Genomic DNA, 20,924 nt, shown 5'->3' with positions numbered 1-20,924 from the left:
CGGCTGGGTTAGATTCGACAACGATCACCCGGTCGACCTCATCATCCTCCCTTTGGCCCGGGTGTGTGTATCGAAAGGTTCGACAAGTGAAAAGACGTCTCCAACGGACTCTCACCGGTGTAGCGGTGCTCACCGCGGCGGTGCTCGCCGCCTCCTCCTGCGGCTTCGGGTCGAAGAGCTCGGACGACAACGATCCGAACACCATCAAGATGCTGGTCCCCTCCTACAGCGATGGCGCACACGGCACCAAGGCCCTGTGGGACGCGATCATCTCCGGATTCCACGACAAGAATCCCGATATCAAGGTCGACCTGCAGATCGAATCCTGGAACAACATCAATGACGTGGTGCGCACCAAACTGCAGTCGCAGTCCAGCACCCCGGACATCCTGAATATCGACGCCTACTCCACCTTCGCCAAGGACAAACTGCTCTACACGGCCAAGGAGATCGCCTCGGACTCCACCCTGGCCGATATCCAGCCCGCCTTCGCGCAGAACGCCACCATCGACGGAACCCAGTGGGCGCTACCGCTGTTCGCCTCCACCCGCACGCTGTTCTACAACTCGGACCTCTTCGAGCAGGCCGGTATCACCACCCCACCCAAGACCTGGGCGGAGCTGACCGACGACGCCAAGAAGATCCAGGCGCTCGGCAACGGCGTCTCCGGTTACGGGCTACCCCTGGGCAGTGAGGAGTCGCAGGGCGAGACCTCCATCTGGACCTTCGGCGCGGGCGGCAACTGGTCCGACGGCAGCAATCTCACCATCGACACCCCGCAGAACCTGAACGGCGTGAAGGCCATGCAGGCCATCGCCAACGCCGGTGTGACACAGCCGAATCCGGGCGCGACCGATCGCAAGGATGTGATCAACTCCTTCATCCAGGGCAAGATCGGCATGATCGAGGGCCTGCCGCCGGTGATCGGCATGATCAGCGATAAGAACCCGGCGCTGAAGTACGCCACCGCGCCCACGCCCACCGAGACCGGCACACCCGTCACGCTCGGCGTGGCCGATCATCTGATGGCGTTCAAGAAGGACGGCAAGAAGCAGGACGCGATCAGGAAGTTCATCGACTACTTCTATACCGCGGACGTGTACGCCAACTTCGTCAAGAACGAGCACTTCATTCCGATCACCAAGAGCGCGGTCACGGTCCTGGCCGACGATCCGGTGACCAAGATCTTCTCCGCCACCCTCCCGGTCGCCAAGTTCTACCCGAGCAACAATCCCAAGTGGGGTGCGGTGCAGGGCGCGATCAAACAGCAGATGGGCACCATCGCCCAGGGCGCGGATCCGGCCGATGTGCTGAAGAAGATCACACAGGCGGCGAGTTGAGCAGGCGCACAACACGATTCACGGCGGGGCTGGCCGCCCTGCCGTGGATCGGCCCGGTGCTGGTGCTGATCGCGGCGATCGTGGTCTTCCCGGCCGGATACATGCTCTGGACCAGCACCAGGGCGCTGAGCCCGTACGGGCAGGACCAGGGTCCGGCCGGATTCGCCAACTACCGCAGGCTCTTCGCCATTCCGGAGCTCGGGCCGATCCTGGCGCACACGGTGATCTGGGTGGTCGCGGTGGTCGGCTTGACGCTGCTGCTCTCGGCGGCGCTGGCGCAGTTCCTGAACAAGGAGTTCCCGGGCCGGACCGCGGTGCGCATGGCGATTCTGGTGCCGTGGGCGGCATCGGTGGTGATGACCACGACCATCTTCTACTACATGCTGGATCCGGATGTCGGCATCGCCAATCGATTCCTGGTCGATATCGGGCTGCTCGATCGCGGCTACGGCTTCACCAAACAGCCGGGACCGGCGTTCGTGGTGGCCGTGGTGGTCGGCGTCTTCGTCTCCATCCCGTTCACCACGTACACGATTCTGGCCGGGCTGCAATCGATTCCGGCCGAGGTACAGGAGGCGGGCCGGGTCGACGGCGCGAACTCGTGGCAGCGCTACCGGTACATCACCCTGCCGCAGCTGCGCCCGGCCATCGCGGTGGCGGCCATTATCAACATCATCAACGTGTTCAACTCGCTGCCGATTCTCCAGGTCTTGACCGGCAGTATCGCCGGATTCTCCGCCGACACCACAACGACCTTGACCTTCAAGCTGATTCGGCAGAATCAGCAGGTCGATACCGCGGCCGCGATGAGCGTGCTGAACTTCGTGCTGATCGTGGTGATCATCGCGATCTATGTGAAGGTGGTCCGCCCGACCGAGCAGGTGGATTCATGACGACGACCATTCCCATACCGCTGAACGATTCGCCAGCCGACTCCGAATCCCGTGTGCCCCGGCATAAACGGCGGCGTTGGGAGCTGACCGCGGTGGGGGTACTGCTGGCGGCGGTATTCCTCATCCCCTACATCGTGATGCTGCTGGGCTCGCTGAAATCACGCGCCGAGATCCTGCATATCCCGCCGACCTATCTGCCGCGGCAGTGGCATCCGGACAACTACTCCACCATGTGGAACACCCCGGAGACCCCGCTGTCGTTCAATATGGTCAGCACCGTCGTCATCTCCACCACCGCGACCCTGCTGGTACTGCTGGTGGCCATTCCGGCCGCGTATTACACTGCGCGACGGCGGTTTCCGGGCCGCATCGCCTTCCTGGGCCTGGTGCTCATCACCCAGATGCTGCAACCCACCGTGCTGGTGACGGGGTTGATCCGGGAGTTCTTCACCCTCGGCATCAATGACACCTGGCTGGCCATGATCCTGGTGAACTCGGCCTTCAATCTCTCCTTCGCCGTCTGGATCCTGCACAGCTTCTTCGCCTCGGTCCCGGTGGAGATCGAGGAGGCCGCGCAGCTGGACGGGCTGAGCCGCTGGCAGATCCTGACCCGGGTGAGCCTGCCGCTGGTCTGGCCCGGCATTGTCACCGCGACCATCTTCACCGTGGTGGCCTGCTGGAACGAATTCGCCGCCAGCCTGGTGATTCTGACCACCCCGGAGAATCAGCCGCTGTCGGTGGCCTTGACCAAGTTCATCGGCCAATACGACACGGCTTGGCAATACGTCTTCGCCATCTCTACGGTCGGTATCGTGCCGGTCGTCATCCTCTTCGCCGTAATCGAAAAACGTCTTGTCGCAGGTCTCACCGCTGGAAGCGTGAAGTGACCGCCGCGGCTGACCGACCCATGCGCTGGAATCGGCTGCTGGAGTTACTCGCCGAAGCCGGGCGGCTCTCGGTGGAGGAGGCGGCCGAACGACTCGGCGTCTCCCCCGCCACCGTGCGCCGGGACTTCACCGCGCTGGCGGAGCAGCAGTTGGCCACCCGCACACACGGCGGAATCGTGGCGACCTCGGTCGCCTACGACCTGCCCGCGCGGTACCGGCACGGCGATGAGGCCAAACAGCGCATCGCCGAACACGCCGCCGGACTTATCGGTACCCACGCGGTGGTCGGGTTGAACGGTGGCACCACCACCACGGCGGTCGCCCGCGCGCTGGCGGTCCGGCCGGATCTGGCCACGGCCACCGATGAGCGGCTGACCATTGTCACCAATGCCCTGAATATCGCCGCCGAACTGGTACTGCGACCGTATTTGCGCACCATCTGCCTGGGCGGAATGGCGCGGCGTGAATCCTATGAGCTGCACGGCCCGCTGGCCGAGCGCTCACTGGCCGAATTGCGTTTGGACACCGTGGTTCTCGGCGTCAATGCCATCTCCGTCGAGGGCGGCGCGCAGTGCACGCACCTGGACGAATCCGGGGTGAACGCCGAAATGGTCCGGCGCGCACAGCATGTCATCGCGGTCGCGACCTCGGACAAGCTGCATCGGACCGCCCTGGCTCGGATCTGCCCGATCGAGCAGATCCACGTGCTGGTGACCGATGCCGACGCCGATGCCGACGCCGTGGCGGCATTGCGAGCCGCGGGGGTTCGCGTCGATCTTGTCTGATCGCTCTCCCGGCTCGCCGCTCGACCGGCTGGGATGACACGCCGCGTCATGCCGTGAAGCGCCAGATCGGGTGAATACCGTTGCCAATCGGAGATATTCGCGTAGCAGTATGGCCGCCGTGCCTCTGCTCCCGCCGAAACATCTGCTGCTGCAAGCCTGCCGCGGCCTGCCTCCCGAAGATCGACATCCGGTACTGCGCTGCGCGGGATTACTGGCGGATCTGCATGAGCGACGCTTGACCGCGGCGGCCGGGGCCACCGGATATATCGATCATGAGCGGGCGCGCATGGTGCTGGATATCGATCGGTGGGTCGCGCTGGAGCTGCCCAAAGCCGCGCGCGACGCACACCTGCACACCGAGACGGTCGGCACCGTGGTGGATCGGCTGGCGCAATTCTCGGCGCTGGCGTACCTGACTCTGGCCTCGGCGCCGGACGAGGCCATGCACGAGGCGGCGACTCGACTCACCGAACTGGCCCTGGCCTATGAGCATCTGGCGCATGAATTGGCGGAGGGCCGCCGACGGCTGCCCAATCTCACGGGGAATCGCGAATACGAGTACTGACCGGTTGATTTCGTGTCGTCGACGGCGCCCGGCGAGGGACGGGACGCCGCCGACAGCACAGGTGAATCATGCGCAATCCACCGTCGAGATCCGCCCGGGATTCACGAGGAACGGAACCCGCGTGGGAGTGCGGTGGCAGTGTCCGTTCCCCGTCACCTGACAACCGCCAGGCGCGAGCTCGACAAAGTGAATGGTGCGCCGCCAACCTCGGAACGGGCATCCATCCGGCTGTGAAGTCGCTGGGAGTGTGGTCACGCCCCGGGCGGGGGCGCGGGCAGGAGAGCCCGCAGGGTGTCGATGGTGTCGGCTTGGGCGGGTTCCTTGTCGGGGCGGTAGCGGACCACACGGGCGAAGCGCAGGGCCAGCCCGCCCGGATAGCGGGGACTCGTCTGGACGCCGTCGATGGCGATCTCGACCACCAGCTCCGGACGCAGGTGGACGGTATTGCCGTCGCGTTCGCGTTCATGGCGCGGGAATTCGGCGGTCTGCCAATGCAATAGGGCATCGGTGAGACCCTTGAAGGTCTTGCCGACCATGATCGGTTCGCCGCCGTCGGGATCGCGGGCGCCCAGATGCAGATTCGACAGATAGCCGGTGCGGCGGCCGTAACCCCACTCCGCGCCCAGCACGATCAGATCCAGGGTGTGCGTGGGTTTGATCTTCAGCCAGGCCCGGCCGCGACGGCCCGCCGCATACGGAGCGTCCAAGGCCTTGATCATGATGCCCTCGTGCCCGGCGGCCAGCGCACCGTCGAAGTATTCGGCGGCGGCCTCGGCATCGGGGGCGATCAGTGCCGGAACACTCAGTCCACAGGCGACTTTCGTGAGCGCGGTGCGACGCTCGCGCAGGGGTGCGTCGAGCAGATCGACACCGTCCAGATGCAGACAGTCGAAGAAATACGGGTGCAGGAGCAGTTCCTGCGCGGTCGCCGCACCGAACCTCGACATGGTCTCCTGGAATGGGCGCGGGCGACCGGAGTCGTTGAGCGCCAGCGTTTCTCCGTCCAGCACCACGCTGGTGCAATCGAGTTCCCTCACCAGGCCCACCAATTCGGGGACGCTCTTGGTGATATCGCGCAGGGTGCGGGTGAATACCCACACCTGTTCACCGTCGCGATGCACTTGAATGCGCGCACCATCCATTTTGTGTTCGACACTCACCTCGCCGTCGAATTCGGCCATTGCCTCGTCGAGGGCCGCACCGGGCGCGGCGAGCATCGGCTGAATGGGGCGGCCCACCTCGAGGCGGAAGGCATCGAGCGCGGTGACGCCGCCGGTCGAGGCCGCGAGCGCCGTCACCGGGAGCCGTCCGGAGAGCATATGCGCCCGCCGCACCGATTCGATCGGCACCTCGAAAGCCTTGGCCACCGCCTCGGCGACGATCGCGGTGAGCGCGCCCTGGCGCATCTCGCCGGTCAGCAGGCGCAGCAGAAAATCGTGCTCATCAGCGGTGGCGGCGGTGAACAACTGCTCCAGCAGCTCCCGCCGGCGCGCGGTCGACCCACTTCCGCCGACGGCCGCGAGCTCGGTGAATACCGCGTCCACCCGGCCGACCGTCAGGGTCGAATCCGCGGCGGAGACCACCTCCATGGCGGTCAGCGTCCGCCATCCGGTACCGATCCGCCCCTGTGACAACTCCCCCGATACCCACGCCACCACCTGCGCCAGCTCCTCCGGTCCGGCCTGTTCCAGCAGCTCGGCAAGGGTATTTATCTTGGATTTCCGCGAAGAGGTGGCGCGTACCGCCCGCAACGCCTCAACGACTCGCGACAAGTGCACCAACCGACGGTAACCGCACGGTCCGACAGATCACGGGACCGCTGTGACGCAGTCCTCAGCAAGGGTGTTAATTCCGGGTTGGCAGGGTTGCGAAACCGCCCATAAACTGGGCGCATGGCCAAGACTTTCGTCGGCGCGCGCCTCCGTCAGCTGCGCACCGAACGTGGGCTGAGTCAGGTCTCCCTCGCCAAGAAGCTGGAGATTTCGGCCAGCTACCTCAACCAGATCGAACATGACGTTCGCCCGCTCACCGTACCGGTCCTGCTGCGTATCAGCGAGGTCTTCGGGGTGGATGCGGGATTCTTCTCCTCCCAGGACGACACCCGGCTCATTGCCGAACTCCAGGAGGTCGTGATGGATCAGGAGTTGAGTATCGAGGCCGATGCCCAGGAGATCGCCGAAATGGTCTCCGCGCATCCGGGTTTGGCGCGCGCCATGGTGAATATGCACCGTCGCTATCGCAATACGACCGCGCAGCTGGCCGCCGCCACCGAGGACCGTTTCTCCGACGGCAGCGGCTCCGGGGCCATCTCCAAACCGCACGAGGAAGTCCGCGACTACTTTTATCAGCGGCAGAACTATATTCACGAATTGGATACCGCCGCAGAGGAACTCGCGACCCGTATGCGCTTCCACGGCGGTGATCTGAAACGTGAGATCGCCCGCCGCCTCACCACCGCGCACGGCGTGCAGATCGTGGAGCGCATCGACCTGGGTGACGGTGTGCTGCACAGATACGACCCCGAGTTACGCCGCCTGGAGATCGCCCCGCACCTGTCCGGTGGGCAGCGCGTATTCAAACTCGCCGCCGAACTCGCCTACCTGGAGTGCGGCGACCTCATCGAAAAGCTGGTCGAGGAAGGCAATTTCACCAGTCCGGAATCCCGCGTCCTGGCGAAGCTGGGCCTGGCGAACTACTTCGCCGCCGCAACGGTGTTGCCGTACACCCACTTTCACGAAATGGCCGAGGATTTCCGCTACGACATAGAACGTCTCTCCGCCTTCTTCACCCAGAGTTACGAAACCATCTGCCACCGCCTTTCCACCCTGCAGCGCCCCCGCCTGCGCGGCGTCCCCTTCTCCTTCGTCCGCGTGGACCGCGCCGGCAATATGTCGAAACGCCAGTCCGCCACCGGCTTCCACTTCTCCTCGAGCGGCGGCACCTGCCCCCTGTGGAACGTCTACGAAACCTTCGCCTACCCCGCGAAAATCATGACCCAGATAGCCCAGATGCCCGACGGCAGAAAGTATCTCTGGATCGCCCGCACCGTCGAGCGTCGCGCCACCCGCTACGGCGAACCCTCCAAGATCTTCGCCATCGGCCTGGGCTGCGAACTCCGCCACGCCGGCCGTGTCGTCTACGCCGACGGCCTGGACCTCAACGACCCCAAACCCACCCCCATCGGCGCGGGTTGCCGAGTCTGCGAACGCTCCAACTGCCCCCAGCGCGCCTTCCCCCCACTGGGCAAGTCCCTGGACATCAGCGAGCACCGAAGCTCAATCTCTCCGTATGTGATCCAGTAGCCCGCCACGCGAATAGCGCCCCTCAGCTGCTGTTATAGCAAACATGATCGGCTTGAATCCACTTGCGGTGAGCGGAAATTCACGTCTGTGAAACATCGGCAATCGGACTGTCATCGAGAGTCATTCCGGCGCAATACTTCCCGTTTACGGTTCCCCTCACGAATACACCGGTTGTATACGCGGCCGTATTCGCAAGCGACGCACGTGGCGTCGATGTCAGTGAGAAGGGTCCGCCCAATGCAAGATTCCCACCGTCGGCAGCGAACTCAGCGCCTGGTCAAGGCCATCACCATTCCGACGGCCCTGGTGCTATCGGTCGCACTGGTCTCCGGCTGCGGGTCGCGGGACAGCGATACCGCGTCCGGCTCCAACGCCAAGTCCTGTGTCGACACCTCGAAGGACACCATCAAGATCGGGTCGCTGCACTCGCTGACCGGCACCATGGCCATCAGTGAGGTCACCGTCGCCAACGCGACCAAGATGGCGGTGGACCAGATCAACGCTGCGGGTGGCGTCATGGGCAAGAAGATCGACCTGGTGCTCGAGGATGGCGCCTCGGACCCCAAGACCTTCGCCGAGAAGGCCGAGAAGCTGATCAGCTCCGACTGTGTCGCAGCGGTTTTCGGCGGCTGGACCTCGTCGAGCCGTAAAGCCATGAAGCCCAAGTTCGAGACCCTGAACTCGCTGCTCTACTACCCCGTCCAGTACGAGGGCCTGGAGGACAGCAAGAACATCTTCTACACCGGCGCCACCACCAACCAGCAGATCGTCCCGGCCCTGGACTACCTGAAGCAGAAGGGCATCACCTCCCTCTACCTGGTCGGCTCGGACTACGTCTTCCCGCAGACCGCCAACCGCGAGATCAAGGCGTACGCCAAGGCCAACGGCATCGAGATCAAGGGCGAGGACTACGCGCCGCTGGGCTCCACCGATTTCTCCACAATCGTCAACAAGGTCCGCAACTCCAAGGCGGGCGCGGTCTTCAACACCCTCAACGGCGACTCCAATGTGGCGTTCTTCCGCGAGTACTCCAACGCGGGCCTGAAAGCCACTGATATGCCGGTGGTTTCGGTCTCCATCGCCGAAGAGGAGGTCGCGGGCATCGGTGCGCAGAACATCACCGGCCAGCTGACCGCCTGGAACTACTACCAGACCGTCGACACCCCGGCCAACAAGGCGTTCGTCGCCGCGTACAAGGCCGCCTTCGGCGCCAACAAGCCCACCTCGGACCCGATGGAGGCCGCGTACGCCTCGGTCTTCCTGTGGAAGAACACCGTCGAGAAGGCCAAGTCCTTCGCGGTCGCCGATATTCAGGCCGCTGCCGACGGCGTGAGCTACGACGCCCCCGAGGGCACCGTCACCATCGACGGCTCCAACCACCACATCACCAAGACCGCCCGCATCGGTGAGATCCGCGCCGACGGCCTCATCTACACCGTCTGGGATTCGGGTCAGGCCGTGAAGCCGGACCCGTACCTCAAGTCCTACGACTGGGCCAAGGGCCTCAAGTAGCTGTGTCCAATTCGCCCTCCGCTTCGCTCCGGGCAGGTTCGCGGCCCCCGAGGTCTCGATTCTTCCCTCCCTCCGCTCCTCCGCTTCGCTCCCCCGCTCCACTCAGTCCAGAACCGAGACGGGCCGCGAACTTTGGGTGGATGGATCAACCGGAACCGGAGGGCAGGGCCGCCGATGAGGGGCGGCCGGTGCGGGATCCCATCCCCCACACCGGCCGTTACGGCGGTCGGAAAACTACAGAAACAATCCCTACTCCCCCGCCCGCTTGGTTCGCGGCCGTCCCGGTTCTGGACTGCGGCTCAATAGATCTGCGCCTTGGAGCGGGGGAGCGAAGCGGAGGAGCGGAGGAGGGAAGAACCGGGACCTCCGGGCCGCGAACCCGCCCGTAGCGAAGCGAAGGGCAAGAAATTATGGAAGTCGCTGTCGGACAGCTGTTCACGGGTTTGAGCCTCGGCTCGATCCTGCTGCTCGCCGCGCTCGGTCTGTCGCTGACCTTCGGTCAGATGGGCGTGATCAATATGGCGCACGGTGAATTCATCATGGCCGGTTGTTACACCACATTCGTTGTGCAGCAAGTCATTCACTCCACCGGCGTCGCGTTGATCGTGTCGCTGTTCGTCGGCTTCCTGGTCGGCGGTCTACTCGGCGCGGCCCTGGAGATGGGGCTCATCCGCTGGATGTACGACCGCCCACTGGACACCCTGCTCGTCACCTTCGGTGTCGGCCTGGTACTCCAGCAGGTCACCCGCGATATCTTCGGCGCACCCGCCAAGAACGTGGTGGCCCCCGACTGGCTGACCGGCGGCCTCTCCATTGCCGGAACCGTGGTCCCCAAGACCCGCATCTTCATCATGGTGCTGGCCGTCGCCGCGGTCATCGCACTGGCCACGGTTCTCAAGACCACTCCACTGGGCCGTCGTATCCGCGCCGTGGTGCAGAACCGCAGCCTCGCCGAAACCTCCGGTGTCTCCTCACGTTTCACCGATATCAGCACCTTCTTCATCGGCTCCGGCCTGGCCGCTGTCGCCGGTGTCGCGCTCACCCTGATCGGCTCCACCAGCCCCACCATCGGGCAGTCCTACCTCGTCGACGCCTTCCTGGTGGTGGTCATCGGCGGCCTCGGGCAGATCAAGGGCACCGTCATCGCGGCCTTCGGTATGGGCCTGCTGAATTCCTTCGTCGAATACTCGACCACCGCCTCGGTCGCCAAGGTGATCGTCTTCGTGGTGATCGTGATCTTCCTGCAGGTACGCCCGCAGGGCCTGTTCACCGTTCGCACCCGGAGCCTCGCATGACACTCATTCAGCGGCTCAACGCCAATTCCTCGTTCAAGGCCGTGGGCGGATTCGCCTTGGCCGCAATCGTTCTCTTCGGTATCGCCCCGGCGGCGCTCAGCGATTTCCGGTTGAGCCTGCTCGCCAAGTTCCTCTGCTTCGCGATTGTCGCGGTCGGTATCGGCCTGGCCTGGGGGCGCGGCGGCATGCTGACGCTCGGGCAGGGGGTGTTCTTCGGCATCGGCGCGTACATCATGGCCATGCATATGCAGATGGCCGATGCCGCCAAGGCGCACGAGGACGTGCCGGAGTTCATGTCCATCGCGGGCATCTCCGAATTGCCCTCGTACTGGCAGCCTTTCGCCTCCGCACCGGTGGCGATCATCGGCATTCTGGTGCTGCCCGCGGCCATTGCCGCCGTGCTCGGATTCGGCGTTTTCAAGCGCCGCGTCAAGGGCGCGTACTTCGCCATCCTGAGCCAGGCCCTGGCCGCCGCGCTGGCGATTCTGCTCACCGGGCAGCAGACCATCGGCGGTTTCACCGGGCTCAGCGATTTCAAGACCTTCTTCGGCTTCCGGCTGGACGATCCGGTGAACCGGCGGATGATGTTCTTCATCGCGGCGGGCGCACTGCTCATCGTGGTCGCCATCGCACGTCAGCTGATGAACAGCCGCTACGGCGAATTGCTTGTGGCAGTGCGTGATCAGGAGGAGCGGGTCCGCTTCCTCGGCTACGACCCGGCCAATATCAAGATCGTCGCCTATGTGGTGGCCGCGTTCTTCGCCGGTATCGCGGGTGCGCTCTTCACCCCGATCGTCGGCATCATCTCCCCCGCCGATATCGGCGTGGTGCCCTCCATCGCCTTCCTCATCGGCGTCGCGATCGGCGGTCGCACCGCCCTGCTCGGCCCGGTGCTCGGCGCGATCGGCGTCGCCTGGGCGCAGACCACCCTGTCGGAGAATTTCCCGTCCGGCTGGACCTACATCCAGGGTGCGCTGTTCATCGTCGTGGTCGGCTTCCTGCCCGCCGGATTGGCCGGATTGTGGCCACTGGCAAGGCAATTCGCCGGACGGTTCCGGCCCGCGAAGCCGGAGGGCCCGGCCGTCGGCGCGGGCGCGGCCATTGTCGCCTCGGTCATGTCCACCGGCGCGGCCGCCGATGACGAAGTGAAGGTGAAGGCATGACCATGGACCAGGAGTACCTCGAAATCCGCGGCCTGTCCGTGAGTTTCGATGGTTTCAAGGCCGTCTCCGAGGTGGATCTCACCGTCTTGCAAGGAGATCTGCGCTTCCTGATCGGCCCGAACGGCGCGGGTAAGACCACGCTCATCGACGCCATCACCGGACTCACCCCCGCCACCGGATCGGCGCAGAAGTCAGGTGGTGAACTGATCGGCAAGAAGGTGCATCAGATCGCCCGCCTCGGCGTCGGCCGCACCTTCCAGACCGCCAGCGTCTTCGAACAGCTCACCGTGCTGCAGAACCTCGATATCGCCGCTGGCGCCGGCCGCTCCGCGATCACCTTGTTGCGCAAGCGCAAATCGGTACTGCCCGCCATCGAGGAGGCCCTCGAAACCATCGGCCTCACCGCACTGCGCGACAAACCCGCCGGAATTCTCGCGCACGGCCAGAAGCAGTGGCTGGAGATCGGCATGCTGCTGGTGCAGAACGCCTCGGTGCTGCTGCTCGACGAACCCGTCGCCGGTATGAGCGCCGAGGAGCGCGAGGAGACCGGAAACCTGTTGCGCCGCATCGGCGATGATCGGGTCGTCGTGGTAGTCGAACACGATATGGACTTCATGCGCGCCTTCGCCACCTCGGTGACGGTGCTCGCCGGTGGCCGCGTCCTCAGTGAGGGCACCGTTGAAGAGGTGCAGGCCGACCCCAAGGTGCAGCAGGTCTACCTCGGCACCGCCGCGGCGGGCGAGCTGCCGCCGGTCACCGCGGCCAGCGACGAGAAGGAAGAAGCCGCCCATGCTTGAACTCGTGGACCTACACACCGGTTACGGCCGCACCCAGGTGATTCACGGTGTGTCCCTGACCGTTCCGAGCGACGGCGTGGTTGCCGTCATGGGGCACAACGGCGCGGGCAAGACCTCCCTGCTGCGCGCCGCCGTCGGCCTGCTGCCCACCAAATCCGGCCGGATCCGCTTCAATGACGAGGACATCACCAAGATGTCCCCGTCCCGCCGGGTCAAGCGCGGTATCGCCTATGTGCCGCAGGGCCAGCAGTCCTTCCCGCAGCTGTCCACCATGGAGAACCTCCAGGTTGTCGCCGACGGCCGCAAGCGCGCGAAGGAACTCGTCGCCGAATCCCTGGACCTGTTCCCGGCTTTGCGGGAACTGCTCACCCGCAAGGCCGGTCTGCTGTCCGGCGGTCAGCGCCAGCAGCTCGCCATTGCCCGCGCCCTCATCACCGAACCGAAACTGCTCATCCTCGATGAGCCCACCGAGGGCATCCAGCCCTCCGTCGTCGCCGAAATCGAGCGCACCATCATCGATCTCACCAATCGCGGCGGATTGAGCGTGCTGCTGGTCGAACAGCACATCGGCTTCGCACTGCAGGCCGCGCAGCAGTACTACGTACTGCAATCGGGCCGGATCACCTCCTCGGGGGTGGGCGGCGCGGGCGCGGAGTCCGATGTCCGACTGGCCATGGCGATCTGATCAGGCGATCCCATATGGCGCGCAGGGGGCGTATTCCACTCTCCGATCGGGTCTATTCGGCCCTGCGAAGAGATCTCGCGGCGGGGGTGCTCGCCCCGACCGACCGGCTCGGCGAGGAGCGCCTCGCCGAGAACTACGGGGTCTCCCGCACTCCCGTTCGTGAGGCCCTGGCCAGGCTCTACGCCGACGGGCTGCTGGAGCGCCACACCGACGGGCTCTATCCGTATCGACCGCGCGTGGATGAACTCGGCGATCTGTACGAGTTGCGAATCGTGCTGGAAGCCAGGGGAATCCAGCGGCTACAGCGCACACCCGCCGGGCTCGGCGACCTCGACGCACACCGCGGCGGCATCAACTACGGGTCCACACCATTGCTGCACGATGCCGCCGCCGTGCGCGGTGAGCTCGACCTGTGGCGGCACCTGCGCGACAACCCACCCGAGCCGGGGGCCGCACTCATCACCGCCGATGAACAGTTCCACTCGACACTGCTGGCGGCAGCGGGCAATTCGGCGCTCGCCGATGCCCTCGCCACGGTGCACGCCCGCGTCCGACCGGTCCGCGCCATCGATATGCCCACCGCCGAACGCGTCGCCGCCATGACCGAGGACCACATAGCCATAGCCGAAAGCCTGCTCGCGGGCGATCTCGAGGCGGCCCTGCGCACCCTCGTGGCCCACCTCACCAGTTCCCGGGCCCACGTCCTGACCCGAGCGCGCCGCGCCTTGGAACTGACCAAACTCGCACAAGCCGTGCGGGAATGAACCCTCGCCCGTGGAAATGCCCCCTCGTCATCCCGGCATGCTTTCGGCCGGGATCCACTCTCCGCAGTGGTGGCCAGTGACTGGGACAGGCTGTTAGCGTTGGGCATGGTGTCGACGCAGCCACGCATTGCCCCCGGCCGTCTCCGGGAGCTCGGTCCGATCAATTGGGTTGTCTGGCAGGCGCTTTCCCGCGCCGCGGGCACCGATGACGCCCATCTGTTCAGCACGCTGGGCCGCACCGGCGGCCTGTTCCGCGGCTGGCTGCACTTCTCCGGCAAGCTCATGCCCGGCGGCCGCCTGCGCCGCTACGAATCCGAACTGGTCATCATCCGCGTAGCCCACCTGCGCCAATGCGATTACGAGATGGACCATCACATTCGCCTCGGCAAACGTGCGGGCGTCACCCCGGAGCAGCTCGACTGGATTCGCACCGGCCCCACCGCCCCCGGCTGGAACGACAAGGAACGCGCGCTCCTGACCGCCGTCGACCAACTCGTCACCACCCGCGACCTCGACGACACCGCCTGGCAGACCCTGGCCGCACACTACGACGAGCGCCGCCTCATCGAAATCGTGCTGCTGACAAACCAGTACGAGGGCCTGGCCAGCACCATCACCGCGCTGCGCATCCAAACCGACCACTAGTCGCTACGGTTCCGCACGGTGCCGTGCCCGCGAAACCAATGCGATCGGCAAGGTTTCCGCCGGTTGATCACCGTGCACCCGCGCGTGCAGATGCATATCGTGCCAGCCGTCGATATGCATGGCCGCGCTGCGGCTGATCCCCTCCAGTGCGAACCCGGATTTCACCGCCACCCGGCACGACTGCGAATTATGAATGGAATGGCGCAATTCCAGGCGGTGGAACCCGGCCTCGGTGAAGGCCCACTCGGTGAGCGCCCCCAGGGCCAGCGGCGCGATCCCACGACCGCGCATTGCCGGAGTCACCCAATACGACACCATGGCCAGTCCATGCGACAACACCATGTCCGATATCGCGACCCGTCCGGCGATCCGGCCCGTTCGGCTGTCTGCCACAGCCCAATTGGCGTCCACTCCGGCGCTCCAGGCCCGCGCCCACGCCCCGATCCACTCCCCCGCCTCATCCACGGATTCGGCCGTGCGCGTATGCCAGCGCTGAATCGCCGGATCCTGGAACGCCGTGTAAACCTCCGGAGCGTCCCGCCGCAGCCAGGGCCGCAACACCAGGTCCTCGCCCACCGGGATCACCGGCTGCACGGTCTTGGTGAAGACGTCGGCGGCAACGACTGCCGGAATCGAGCGCGGCATAGCTGAATTCTGCCCCGCGCGCACGATCGATGTCGCGGAAAGTTTTCGATCGGCCACAGCCTGACTGCGAGCCGCATCGGCCGGTTCATCGGCAGAAGCACGAATCCCGTTCAGCTGGAGCGTGATTCGATGAGGGCGGCGAGACCGTCGAGGGTTCGGGCGAGACCGAACGTGTAGGCGTGGTCGGCACTGTAGGCACTGTCGTGCGCCTGACCTGCGGCCGCGCCCACCCGTGCGGCGAGGGGATAGCGGTCGGCGGAGAAGACGCGTTCCAGTAGCGGGGCGGCGCGCTGCCACCATTCGTGGTCGGATTCACCGCTGTCGGCGGCGGCGCGCGCGGTGTCGATGGCGATGCGCGATACCGAGGTGACGAAGCCGAGCAGGTAGGTCAGGGCGGCGTCCATATCGACATCGCTCAGGCCGAGGCCGTCGAAAGCCTGTAGTTCGTGATCGTATTTGGCCGCGACGCCCGGGCCGAGGGGCGGGCGCGTGGTCGGCAGGTACGCCACCCACGGATGCCGAACCAGCAGTTCACGATTCTCCGCGGCGATGACGGAAACCTTTTCCCGCCAGGTCATTCCGGCGAGATCGGAGCGCGGCATCTGCCGATAGACGGTATCCAGCATGAGATCGAGCAGTTCGGCCTTGCCCGGCACATAGGTGTAGGTGGCCATCGGGGCGAGGCCGAGCTTGGCCGCAACCGATCGCATGGTGAGCGCGGCCAGGCCCTCGGCATCGGCGATATCGATGGCCGCCGCCAGCACCGCCTCCACGGTGCTGCGCTGTTTGGGTCCGCGCGCGGGCCCACCCCGTCCGGGCTCGCGCCAGAGCAGTTCCAGCGTGCGCACCGGATTCCCGGCACTACTGCGTTCCCGTGCGCCCATTGCGTCACCTCCACGCCGATCGTATCCATGTGACGCGCATCACGATGCAGCCCGTCGGGAATTTACGTACAAAGTACAGCGTACTTAGTACAGAGTTAATCGCAGCAGGAGGACCCGTGAAAATCACCGCATCCGCTCTCTCCCTGAACGTCCCCGACCCGGCCGCCTCGGCCGGGTTCCTGATCGACCACTTCGGCTTCACCGAGGCCATGTCCGCTGACGGATTCGTCTCCCTGACCCGCCCGGACGCCGGAATCAATGTCATCTACCTGCGCACCGGACTCGGCTCGTTCAAACCCGCGAACATCGCCGGCAGCGCCGGACAGGGCGTTCTGGTCGTCTTCACCGTCGAGGACATCGACACCGAATACGCGCGCATCCAGGCCGAAGGCGTCCCGATCACCACCCCGATCGAAACCGAGCCCTGGGGTGAGCGGTACTTCCAGACCACCGATCCCAACGGAATCGTGATTCAACTCGTGCAGTGGGTCTAGTCGTGTCGATTCCGGCCCCTTCCGTTCGAGGAGTAGATGAGGGCCGATAGGCGGCCCTCCGAATGGAAAGGACAGGATCGAATAATGCGACACATGGTGCTGATCCGGCTCGATCCGTCCCAGGCCCCCGACGGCGGCCCGGACGAACAGCTGATCGCGGATATGAACACGCTCATCGAGGAGATGACCAAGGCCGGGGTCCTGCTCGATACGGCGGGTCTGCGCCCGACCGAGGAGGGCACCCGGGTACGCCAAACCGGTGGGAAGCAGACCGTCATCGACGGGCCGTTCACCGAATCCAAAGAGATCATCGGCGGCTACTGCCTGCTGCAGACCCGCTCCAATGCCGAAGCGGTGGAATGGGCCTCACGATTCCTGCGGGTACACGGCCCCGAATGGGATATCGAGGTCGAAGTACGGCAACTCGACGACCAGGGCTGAGTCGGTATGCGGCCACCCGAACAGCCCACCGGTCAGGTCGACTCGCCCGGCGCAGGGCTGCGTCAGGCCACGAAGTCACCGGACGAACGGGCCCGCCGGGCCGTCGAGGCGGCCTGGCGGATCGAGTGGCCGCGGCTGGTCGCCGGATTGACCCGGGTAGCCGGGGATATCGGGACGGCCGAGGAGCTCGCACAGGACGCACTGGTGGCGGCGCTGGAGCAGTGGCCGCGAGACGGGGTGCCGCCGAATCCGGGCGGGTGGTTGATGCTGACGGCGAAACACCGTGCCATCGACCGGATTCGGCGCGACGCCAACTTCGCCCGCAAGCTCGAGCTACTCGGGCATCAGCTTCGCATCGACGAACACGGGGAGCGGCTCGCCGATTCGGCGGAGTCGATCGCACTGAGCTCCGGCACCCTGGGCTCGGGGGTACCGGGCTCCGACCTGAGCGGCTCGGACAGCACTGGCCCGGGGTCGGGCCGCGCCGACCGGAGAGACCCCGGGGCCGGTGGCTCCGGCCGCGGGAACTCCCGGACAGGAGGCCCCGGTCCGGCGGGTTCGGCGGCAATGGGATCCGGCAGGCCGGGCGACGGCGCGGAGGTGACGGACGATCTGCTGCGGATGATCTTCACCGCGTGTCATCCGGTGCTCACACCGCCCGCGCGGGCGGCCCTCACGCTGCGGATGGTCGGCGGCCTCGGGACCGGGGAGATCGCGCGCGCCTATGTGGTTCCGGAAGCTACTGTGGCGCAACGGATTGTGCGCGCCAAACGCACCATCGCGACCAAGCGGGTCAAATATGAAGTGCCGCAGGGGGCGGAGCTGGCGGCGCGGCTGGACTCGGTACTCGAGGTGATCTATCTGATCTTCAACGAGGGATATACCGCCACGGCCGGTGAACGCTGGGTGCGCGCCGAATTATGTGAGGACGCATTGCGTTTGGCGCGCATTCTGGCTGGATTGCTGCCCGGGGAGGCCGAGGTGCACGGGCTCGCGGCACTGCTCGAACTTCAGGCGTCTCGCCTCCGGGCACGCAGCAATGACACCGATGAGCTCGTGCTACTCGCCGATCAGGATCGCGCACACTGGAATCGCCTCTACATTCGGCGCGGGTTCGCGGCCCTGGGCCGCGCGCACGCGTTGAATCGAACCCGGGGCCAAGCTCCCGGGCGCTACGCGTTGCAGGCCGCCATCGCGGCGGTGCACGCCATGGCCCCGACCGCTGCCGAAACCGATTGGCGGCGCGTTACCGGACTGTATTCCGTTCTTGCCGAACGATTTCCGTCGCCTATCGTGGAATTGAACCGGGCGGTAGCCGTGGCCATGCTGCACGGTCCCGCCGCCGGGCTCGAACTGGCCGATAAGGCGGCGCAATCCGGTGCGCTGGACGGCTACCACCTGATGCACGCGGTACGGGGTGACCTACTGTCCCGACTGGATCGTGTCCCGGAGGCGCGCACGGCACTACTGCGCGCGGCCGAGCTCACCGCGAACAGCACCGAGCGGGCGCTCCTGCGCGATCGGGCGGAGCGGCTCGGAACGCCACCGGCGAACTGATCCGCTACGACAGTGCCTCGGGATCCAATCCACGCCGAGACGCGGGCACCAGTTGCAGGGTCCGATCCTCTGCCGGGACGCTCCGAACGGCACGCCGGATCGGACTCCTGCCGAGTCACCCCGCTTCGCGCGCGGGTCCGATCAGCCGGAATCTGAAATTCGGCGGGCGGCGCACCGAGCGGGGTCCCCCATCGAATCGTGTGGACCGCGTACGGTTTACACCCTGTTGAACCCTTTGGTCCGATAGTCGTGATTGCGAAAACGTTCGGAATTATCGCGATTTCGGTCGCGCCGATACTTCTCGGCGTCGGCAGCCCGGCCGCACACGCGGATACGGGCAAAACACCTCCTGCACCCACCGGCGCGGCCACTATCGGAGCCGGTGATTCCGCACTGGTAGCGGTGCTCCCCCAGCTCACCGAGTTCGCCTCGTCCACCATCACCGGGTTGATCGCCGACCCGTCCGGTATCTACCCCGAACCGGCGCTGAAGGCGATCGCGCTCACCATCGTCCCGCTCGACCAGTTCGGCTCCTTCGATCAGATCATCACCCATGAAAGCAGCTGGCGGACCTTCGCCATCAACCCCAGCTCGGGAGCGTACGGGCTGGCACAGGCACTGCCCGCGCACAAGATGAGTGAGACGGGCTTCGACTGGCCGATCAATCCCGTGACCCAGTTGCGCTGGGCCTACCGGTACATGTGCGAGCGCTACGGCAGCCCGAACGCGGCCTGGGCGTTCTGGCAGGCCAACCACTGGTACTGAGCCGAACCACCCTCCGGATCCTGAGCAGTCCCCCTCGGAGAGATCTCCGGCAGGGGACCGCTCATGAGGTCGGCGGGTAGTCCACCCGACCCCCGCTCGACCCGTCCGTCTCAGCTCAGGGCCGCCCGGAACACCTCGACCGCCGGAGTCGCCGGGCGGCCGAGCAGCTTCTCCAGATCGCCGCTGTCGATATCGAGAATGCCCTGCGCGATACCGGCATCGGCATCGGCGAGCGCGGCGGCATACCCCTCCGGCAGGCCGTTCCGGACCAGTGCGGCGGCATAGTCCGCCTGCGGCAGATCCTGGTAGCGGACCGGCTTCCCCGCCGCCTCCGAAATCGCCTGCGCCAGTTCGGCATAGGTGTGCCGGTGACCGCCGAGCTCATACACCGCGCCGCCATGGCCATCGGTGGTGAGCACCTTGGCGGCGGCCTCGGCGTAATCGGCGCGGGCAGCGCCCGCCACCCGGCCCTCGCCCGCAGCACCGTAGAACACGCCGGATTCGGCCGCGGCGGTCGCGCCGTTCAGGTAGTTCTCCCAGTACCAGTCGTTGCGCAGCCGCACCACCGGTACGGACGCCTCATCCAACACGGCCTCGGTGCCGCGGTGCTCCTGAGCCAGAATCAGCTCATTGCGTTCGGTGTTCGGAATGCTGGTGTAGGCCAGCAGCTCCACACCCGCCCGCTCGGCAGCGCGAATCACATTGGTGTGCTGGGCTACTCGGCTGCCGAACTCATTGCCCGAGACCAACAGGACCCGGTCGACGCCCGCGAAAGCGCGATCCAGGGCGGCCGGATCGTCATAGCTGGCCTCGCGGACCTCGACGCCGCGCTCGGCGAGATCGGCGACCTTCGAGGCATCGCGGACCACGGCCACGGGGGTGGCTCCTTCGCGCAGCAGCGCTTCGACGGTGAGGCGACCCAGCTGACCACTTGCTCCGGTGACTGCGACGGTCATGACTTCCTCCAGGGTGTTCGGTGTATCCGAGGGAATGAACTGCGGTATCGACGTGTACTAACTAATAGTAAGCACATGCTATTCCCGCACCGCAACCCGAAAGGTTAGGTAATCTCGAATCATGAGCACGCCCGACCCGGAGACCATCGACCCCACCCTCGAGGCCGATGTCTTCGCACGGAACTGCGCCTCCCGCCCGGTGCTGCAGGATGTCGCCAGCCGCTGGGGCGCACTCGCCCTGGTGGCACTGCGCGAAGGTCCCACCCGCTTCAGTGCCCTGCGCCGCCGTGTCGACGGCATCAGCGAGCGCATGCTCTCGCAGACCCTGCAGAACCTGGAACGCGACGGCATGATCCACCGCGAAGTCCAGCAATCCATCCCCCCGCACGTCGAATACACCCTCACCGACCTCGGTGAGAATGTCGCCGATCAGCTCGCGGGGCTGATCGACATTCTCGAATCCAATCTCGAGCGGATCGTCGCGGCCCAGAACGCCTACCATCGCGACTGAACCACTGAATCGCCTGTGCGACAACATAATTCACGAAG

22 protein-coding genes are annotated in these 20,924 nt (G+C 65.7%); 18 read left to right on the top strand and 4 right to left on the bottom strand.

Going from position 1 to position 20,924, the window contains the following annotated elements:
• The first annotated feature begins 86 nt into the window (after positions 1–86).
• The 5 genes from OHB26_RS13735 to OHB26_RS13715 all read left to right on the top strand — a co-directional run bounded on the left by OHB26_RS13735 (position 87) and on the right by OHB26_RS13715 (position 4,470).
• Positions 87–1,340, top strand: coding sequence for an extracellular solute-binding protein (locus OHB26_RS13735; protein WP_330184553.1), 1,254 nt, complete (start codon positions 87–89; stop codon positions 1,338–1,340).
• Positions 1,337–2,233, top strand: a complete 897-nt coding sequence (locus OHB26_RS13730) for a carbohydrate ABC transporter permease (RefSeq protein WP_330184552.1) — start codon at positions 1,337–1,339, stop codon at positions 2,231–2,233. Before OHB26_RS13735 ends, OHB26_RS13730 begins: the two co-directional genes overlap by 4 nt.
• Complete coding sequence (locus OHB26_RS13725; RefSeq protein ID WP_330184551.1) at positions 2,230–3,120, top strand: carbohydrate ABC transporter permease; 891 nt, start codon at positions 2,230–2,232, stop codon at positions 3,118–3,120. The genes OHB26_RS13730 and OHB26_RS13725 overlap by 4 nt, the downstream gene beginning before the upstream one ends.
• The gene (locus tag OHB26_RS13720) at positions 3,117–3,905 is read left to right on the top strand and encodes a DeoR/GlpR family DNA-binding transcription regulator (protein WP_330184550.1); all 789 of its coding nucleotides are present in this window, start codon (positions 3,117–3,119) and stop codon (positions 3,903–3,905) included. The genes OHB26_RS13725 and OHB26_RS13720 overlap by 4 nt, the downstream gene beginning before the upstream one ends.
• 109 nt (positions 3,906–4,014) lie before the next feature.
• On the top strand, positions 4,015–4,470 hold the full coding sequence (locus OHB26_RS13715) for a DUF4254 domain-containing protein (RefSeq protein ID WP_330184549.1): 456 nt from the start codon (positions 4,015–4,017) through the stop codon (positions 4,468–4,470).
• 251 nt (positions 4,471–4,721) lie between these two features.
• On the opposite strand, the gene OHB26_RS13710 is transcribed toward OHB26_RS13715, so the two are convergent.
• Positions 4,722–6,248 (bottom strand): ATP-dependent DNA ligase, encoded by a 1,527-nt coding sequence (locus tag OHB26_RS13710; RefSeq protein ID WP_330184548.1) that lies wholly within the window; start codon positions 6,246–6,248, stop codon positions 4,722–4,724.
• Positions 6,249–6,362: 114 nt separating this feature from the next.
• Here OHB26_RS13710 and ramB point away from each other — a divergent pair, with 114 nt between their 5' ends.
• The 8 genes from ramB to OHB26_RS13670 all read left to right on the top strand — a co-directional run bounded on the left by ramB (position 6,363) and on the right by OHB26_RS13670 (position 14,633).
• Positions 6,363–7,772: an acetate metabolism transcriptional regulator RamB gene (ramB, locus tag OHB26_RS13705; protein WP_330184547.1), complete on the top strand. Its 1,410-nt coding sequence runs from the start codon at positions 6,363–6,365 to the stop codon at positions 7,770–7,772.
• Positions 7,773–8,009: 237 nt separating this feature from the next.
• Positions 8,010–9,284, top strand: a complete 1,275-nt coding sequence (gene urtA, locus OHB26_RS13700; protein WP_330184546.1) for an urea ABC transporter substrate-binding protein — start codon at positions 8,010–8,012, stop codon at positions 9,282–9,284.
• Positions 9,285–9,694: 410 nt separating this feature from the next.
• Positions 9,695–10,579, top strand: a complete 885-nt coding sequence (gene urtB / locus OHB26_RS13695) for an urea ABC transporter permease subunit UrtB (RefSeq protein ID WP_330184545.1) — start codon at positions 9,695–9,697, stop codon at positions 10,577–10,579.
• Positions 10,576–11,742 carry an urea ABC transporter permease subunit UrtC gene (gene urtC, locus OHB26_RS13690; RefSeq protein WP_330184544.1) on the top strand — a complete coding sequence of 389 codons (1,167 nt, stop codon included), beginning with the start codon at positions 10,576–10,578 and terminating at the stop codon, positions 11,740–11,742. Before urtB ends, urtC begins: the two co-directional genes overlap by 4 nt.
• Positions 11,739–12,539: an urea ABC transporter ATP-binding protein UrtD gene (urtD, locus tag OHB26_RS13685; protein ID WP_330184543.1), complete on the top strand. Its 801-nt coding sequence runs from the start codon at positions 11,739–11,741 to the stop codon at positions 12,537–12,539. The genes urtC and urtD overlap by 4 nt, the downstream gene beginning before the upstream one ends.
• On the top strand, positions 12,532–13,224 hold the full coding sequence (gene urtE / locus OHB26_RS13680) for an urea ABC transporter ATP-binding subunit UrtE (protein ID WP_330184542.1): 693 nt from the start codon (positions 12,532–12,534) through the stop codon (positions 13,222–13,224). Before urtD ends, urtE begins: the two co-directional genes overlap by 8 nt.
• Before the next feature lie 14 nt (positions 13,225–13,238).
• Positions 13,239–13,988, top strand: coding sequence for a GntR family transcriptional regulator (locus tag OHB26_RS13675; RefSeq protein WP_330184541.1), 750 nt, complete (start codon positions 13,239–13,241; stop codon positions 13,986–13,988).
• Between the two features lie 105 nt (positions 13,989–14,093).
• A complete protein-coding gene (locus tag OHB26_RS13670) occupies positions 14,094–14,633 on the top strand; it encodes a carboxymuconolactone decarboxylase family protein (protein WP_330184540.1) in 540 nt (179 codons plus the stop codon).
• A 3-nt stretch (positions 14,634–14,636) separates the two neighbouring features.
• Here the strand turns inward: OHB26_RS13670 and OHB26_RS13665 are convergent, their stop codons facing one another.
• Together OHB26_RS13665 and OHB26_RS13660 are read right to left on the bottom strand one after the other, a co-directional pair.
• Positions 14,637–15,278, bottom strand: a complete 642-nt coding sequence (locus OHB26_RS13665) for a GNAT family N-acetyltransferase (protein WP_330184539.1) — start codon at positions 15,276–15,278, stop codon at positions 14,637–14,639.
• A 110-nt stretch (positions 15,279–15,388) separates the two neighbouring features.
• Positions 15,389–16,162, bottom strand: coding sequence for a TetR/AcrR family transcriptional regulator C-terminal domain-containing protein (locus tag OHB26_RS13660; protein ID WP_330184538.1), 774 nt, complete (start codon positions 16,160–16,162; stop codon positions 15,389–15,391).
• Positions 16,163–16,278: 116 nt separating this feature from the next.
• On the opposite strand from OHB26_RS13660, the gene OHB26_RS13655 reads away from it, so the two are divergent.
• From OHB26_RS13655 to OHB26_RS13640, 4 genes are all read left to right on the top strand, one after another.
• Positions 16,279–16,656, top strand: a complete 378-nt coding sequence (locus OHB26_RS13655) for a VOC family protein (RefSeq protein WP_330184537.1) — start codon at positions 16,279–16,281, stop codon at positions 16,654–16,656.
• A gap of 84 nt (positions 16,657–16,740) precedes the next feature.
• Positions 16,741–17,097: a YciI family protein gene (locus OHB26_RS13650; RefSeq protein ID WP_330184536.1), complete on the top strand. Its 357-nt coding sequence runs from the start codon at positions 16,741–16,743 to the stop codon at positions 17,095–17,097.
• Positions 17,098–17,103: 6 nt separating this feature from the next.
• A complete protein-coding gene (locus OHB26_RS13645) occupies positions 17,104–18,654 on the top strand; it encodes an RNA polymerase sigma factor (protein ID WP_330184535.1) in 1,551 nt (516 codons plus the stop codon).
• Between the two features lie 249 nt (positions 18,655–18,903).
• Positions 18,904–19,419: a transglycosylase SLT domain-containing protein gene (locus OHB26_RS13640; RefSeq protein ID WP_330184534.1), complete on the top strand. Its 516-nt coding sequence runs from the start codon at positions 18,904–18,906 to the stop codon at positions 19,417–19,419.
• A gap of 110 nt (positions 19,420–19,529) precedes the next feature.
• Here the strand turns inward: OHB26_RS13640 and OHB26_RS13635 are convergent, their stop codons facing one another.
• Positions 19,530–20,375, bottom strand: coding sequence for an SDR family oxidoreductase (locus OHB26_RS13635; protein ID WP_330184533.1), 846 nt, complete (start codon positions 20,373–20,375; stop codon positions 19,530–19,532).
• A gap of 121 nt (positions 20,376–20,496) precedes the next feature.
• On the opposite strand from OHB26_RS13635, the gene OHB26_RS13630 reads away from it, so the two are divergent.
• Positions 20,497–20,886: a winged helix-turn-helix transcriptional regulator gene (locus tag OHB26_RS13630; RefSeq protein ID WP_330184532.1), complete on the top strand. Its 390-nt coding sequence runs from the start codon at positions 20,497–20,499 to the stop codon at positions 20,884–20,886.
• Positions 20,887–20,924: the final 38 nt, after the last annotated feature.

The organism is Nocardia sp. NBC_01503 (genome assembly GCF_036327755.1).
Lineage (GTDB): Bacteria > Actinomycetota > Actinomycetes > Mycobacteriales > Mycobacteriaceae > Nocardia.
This window is presented reverse-complemented; position numbering and strand designations above follow the sequence as displayed.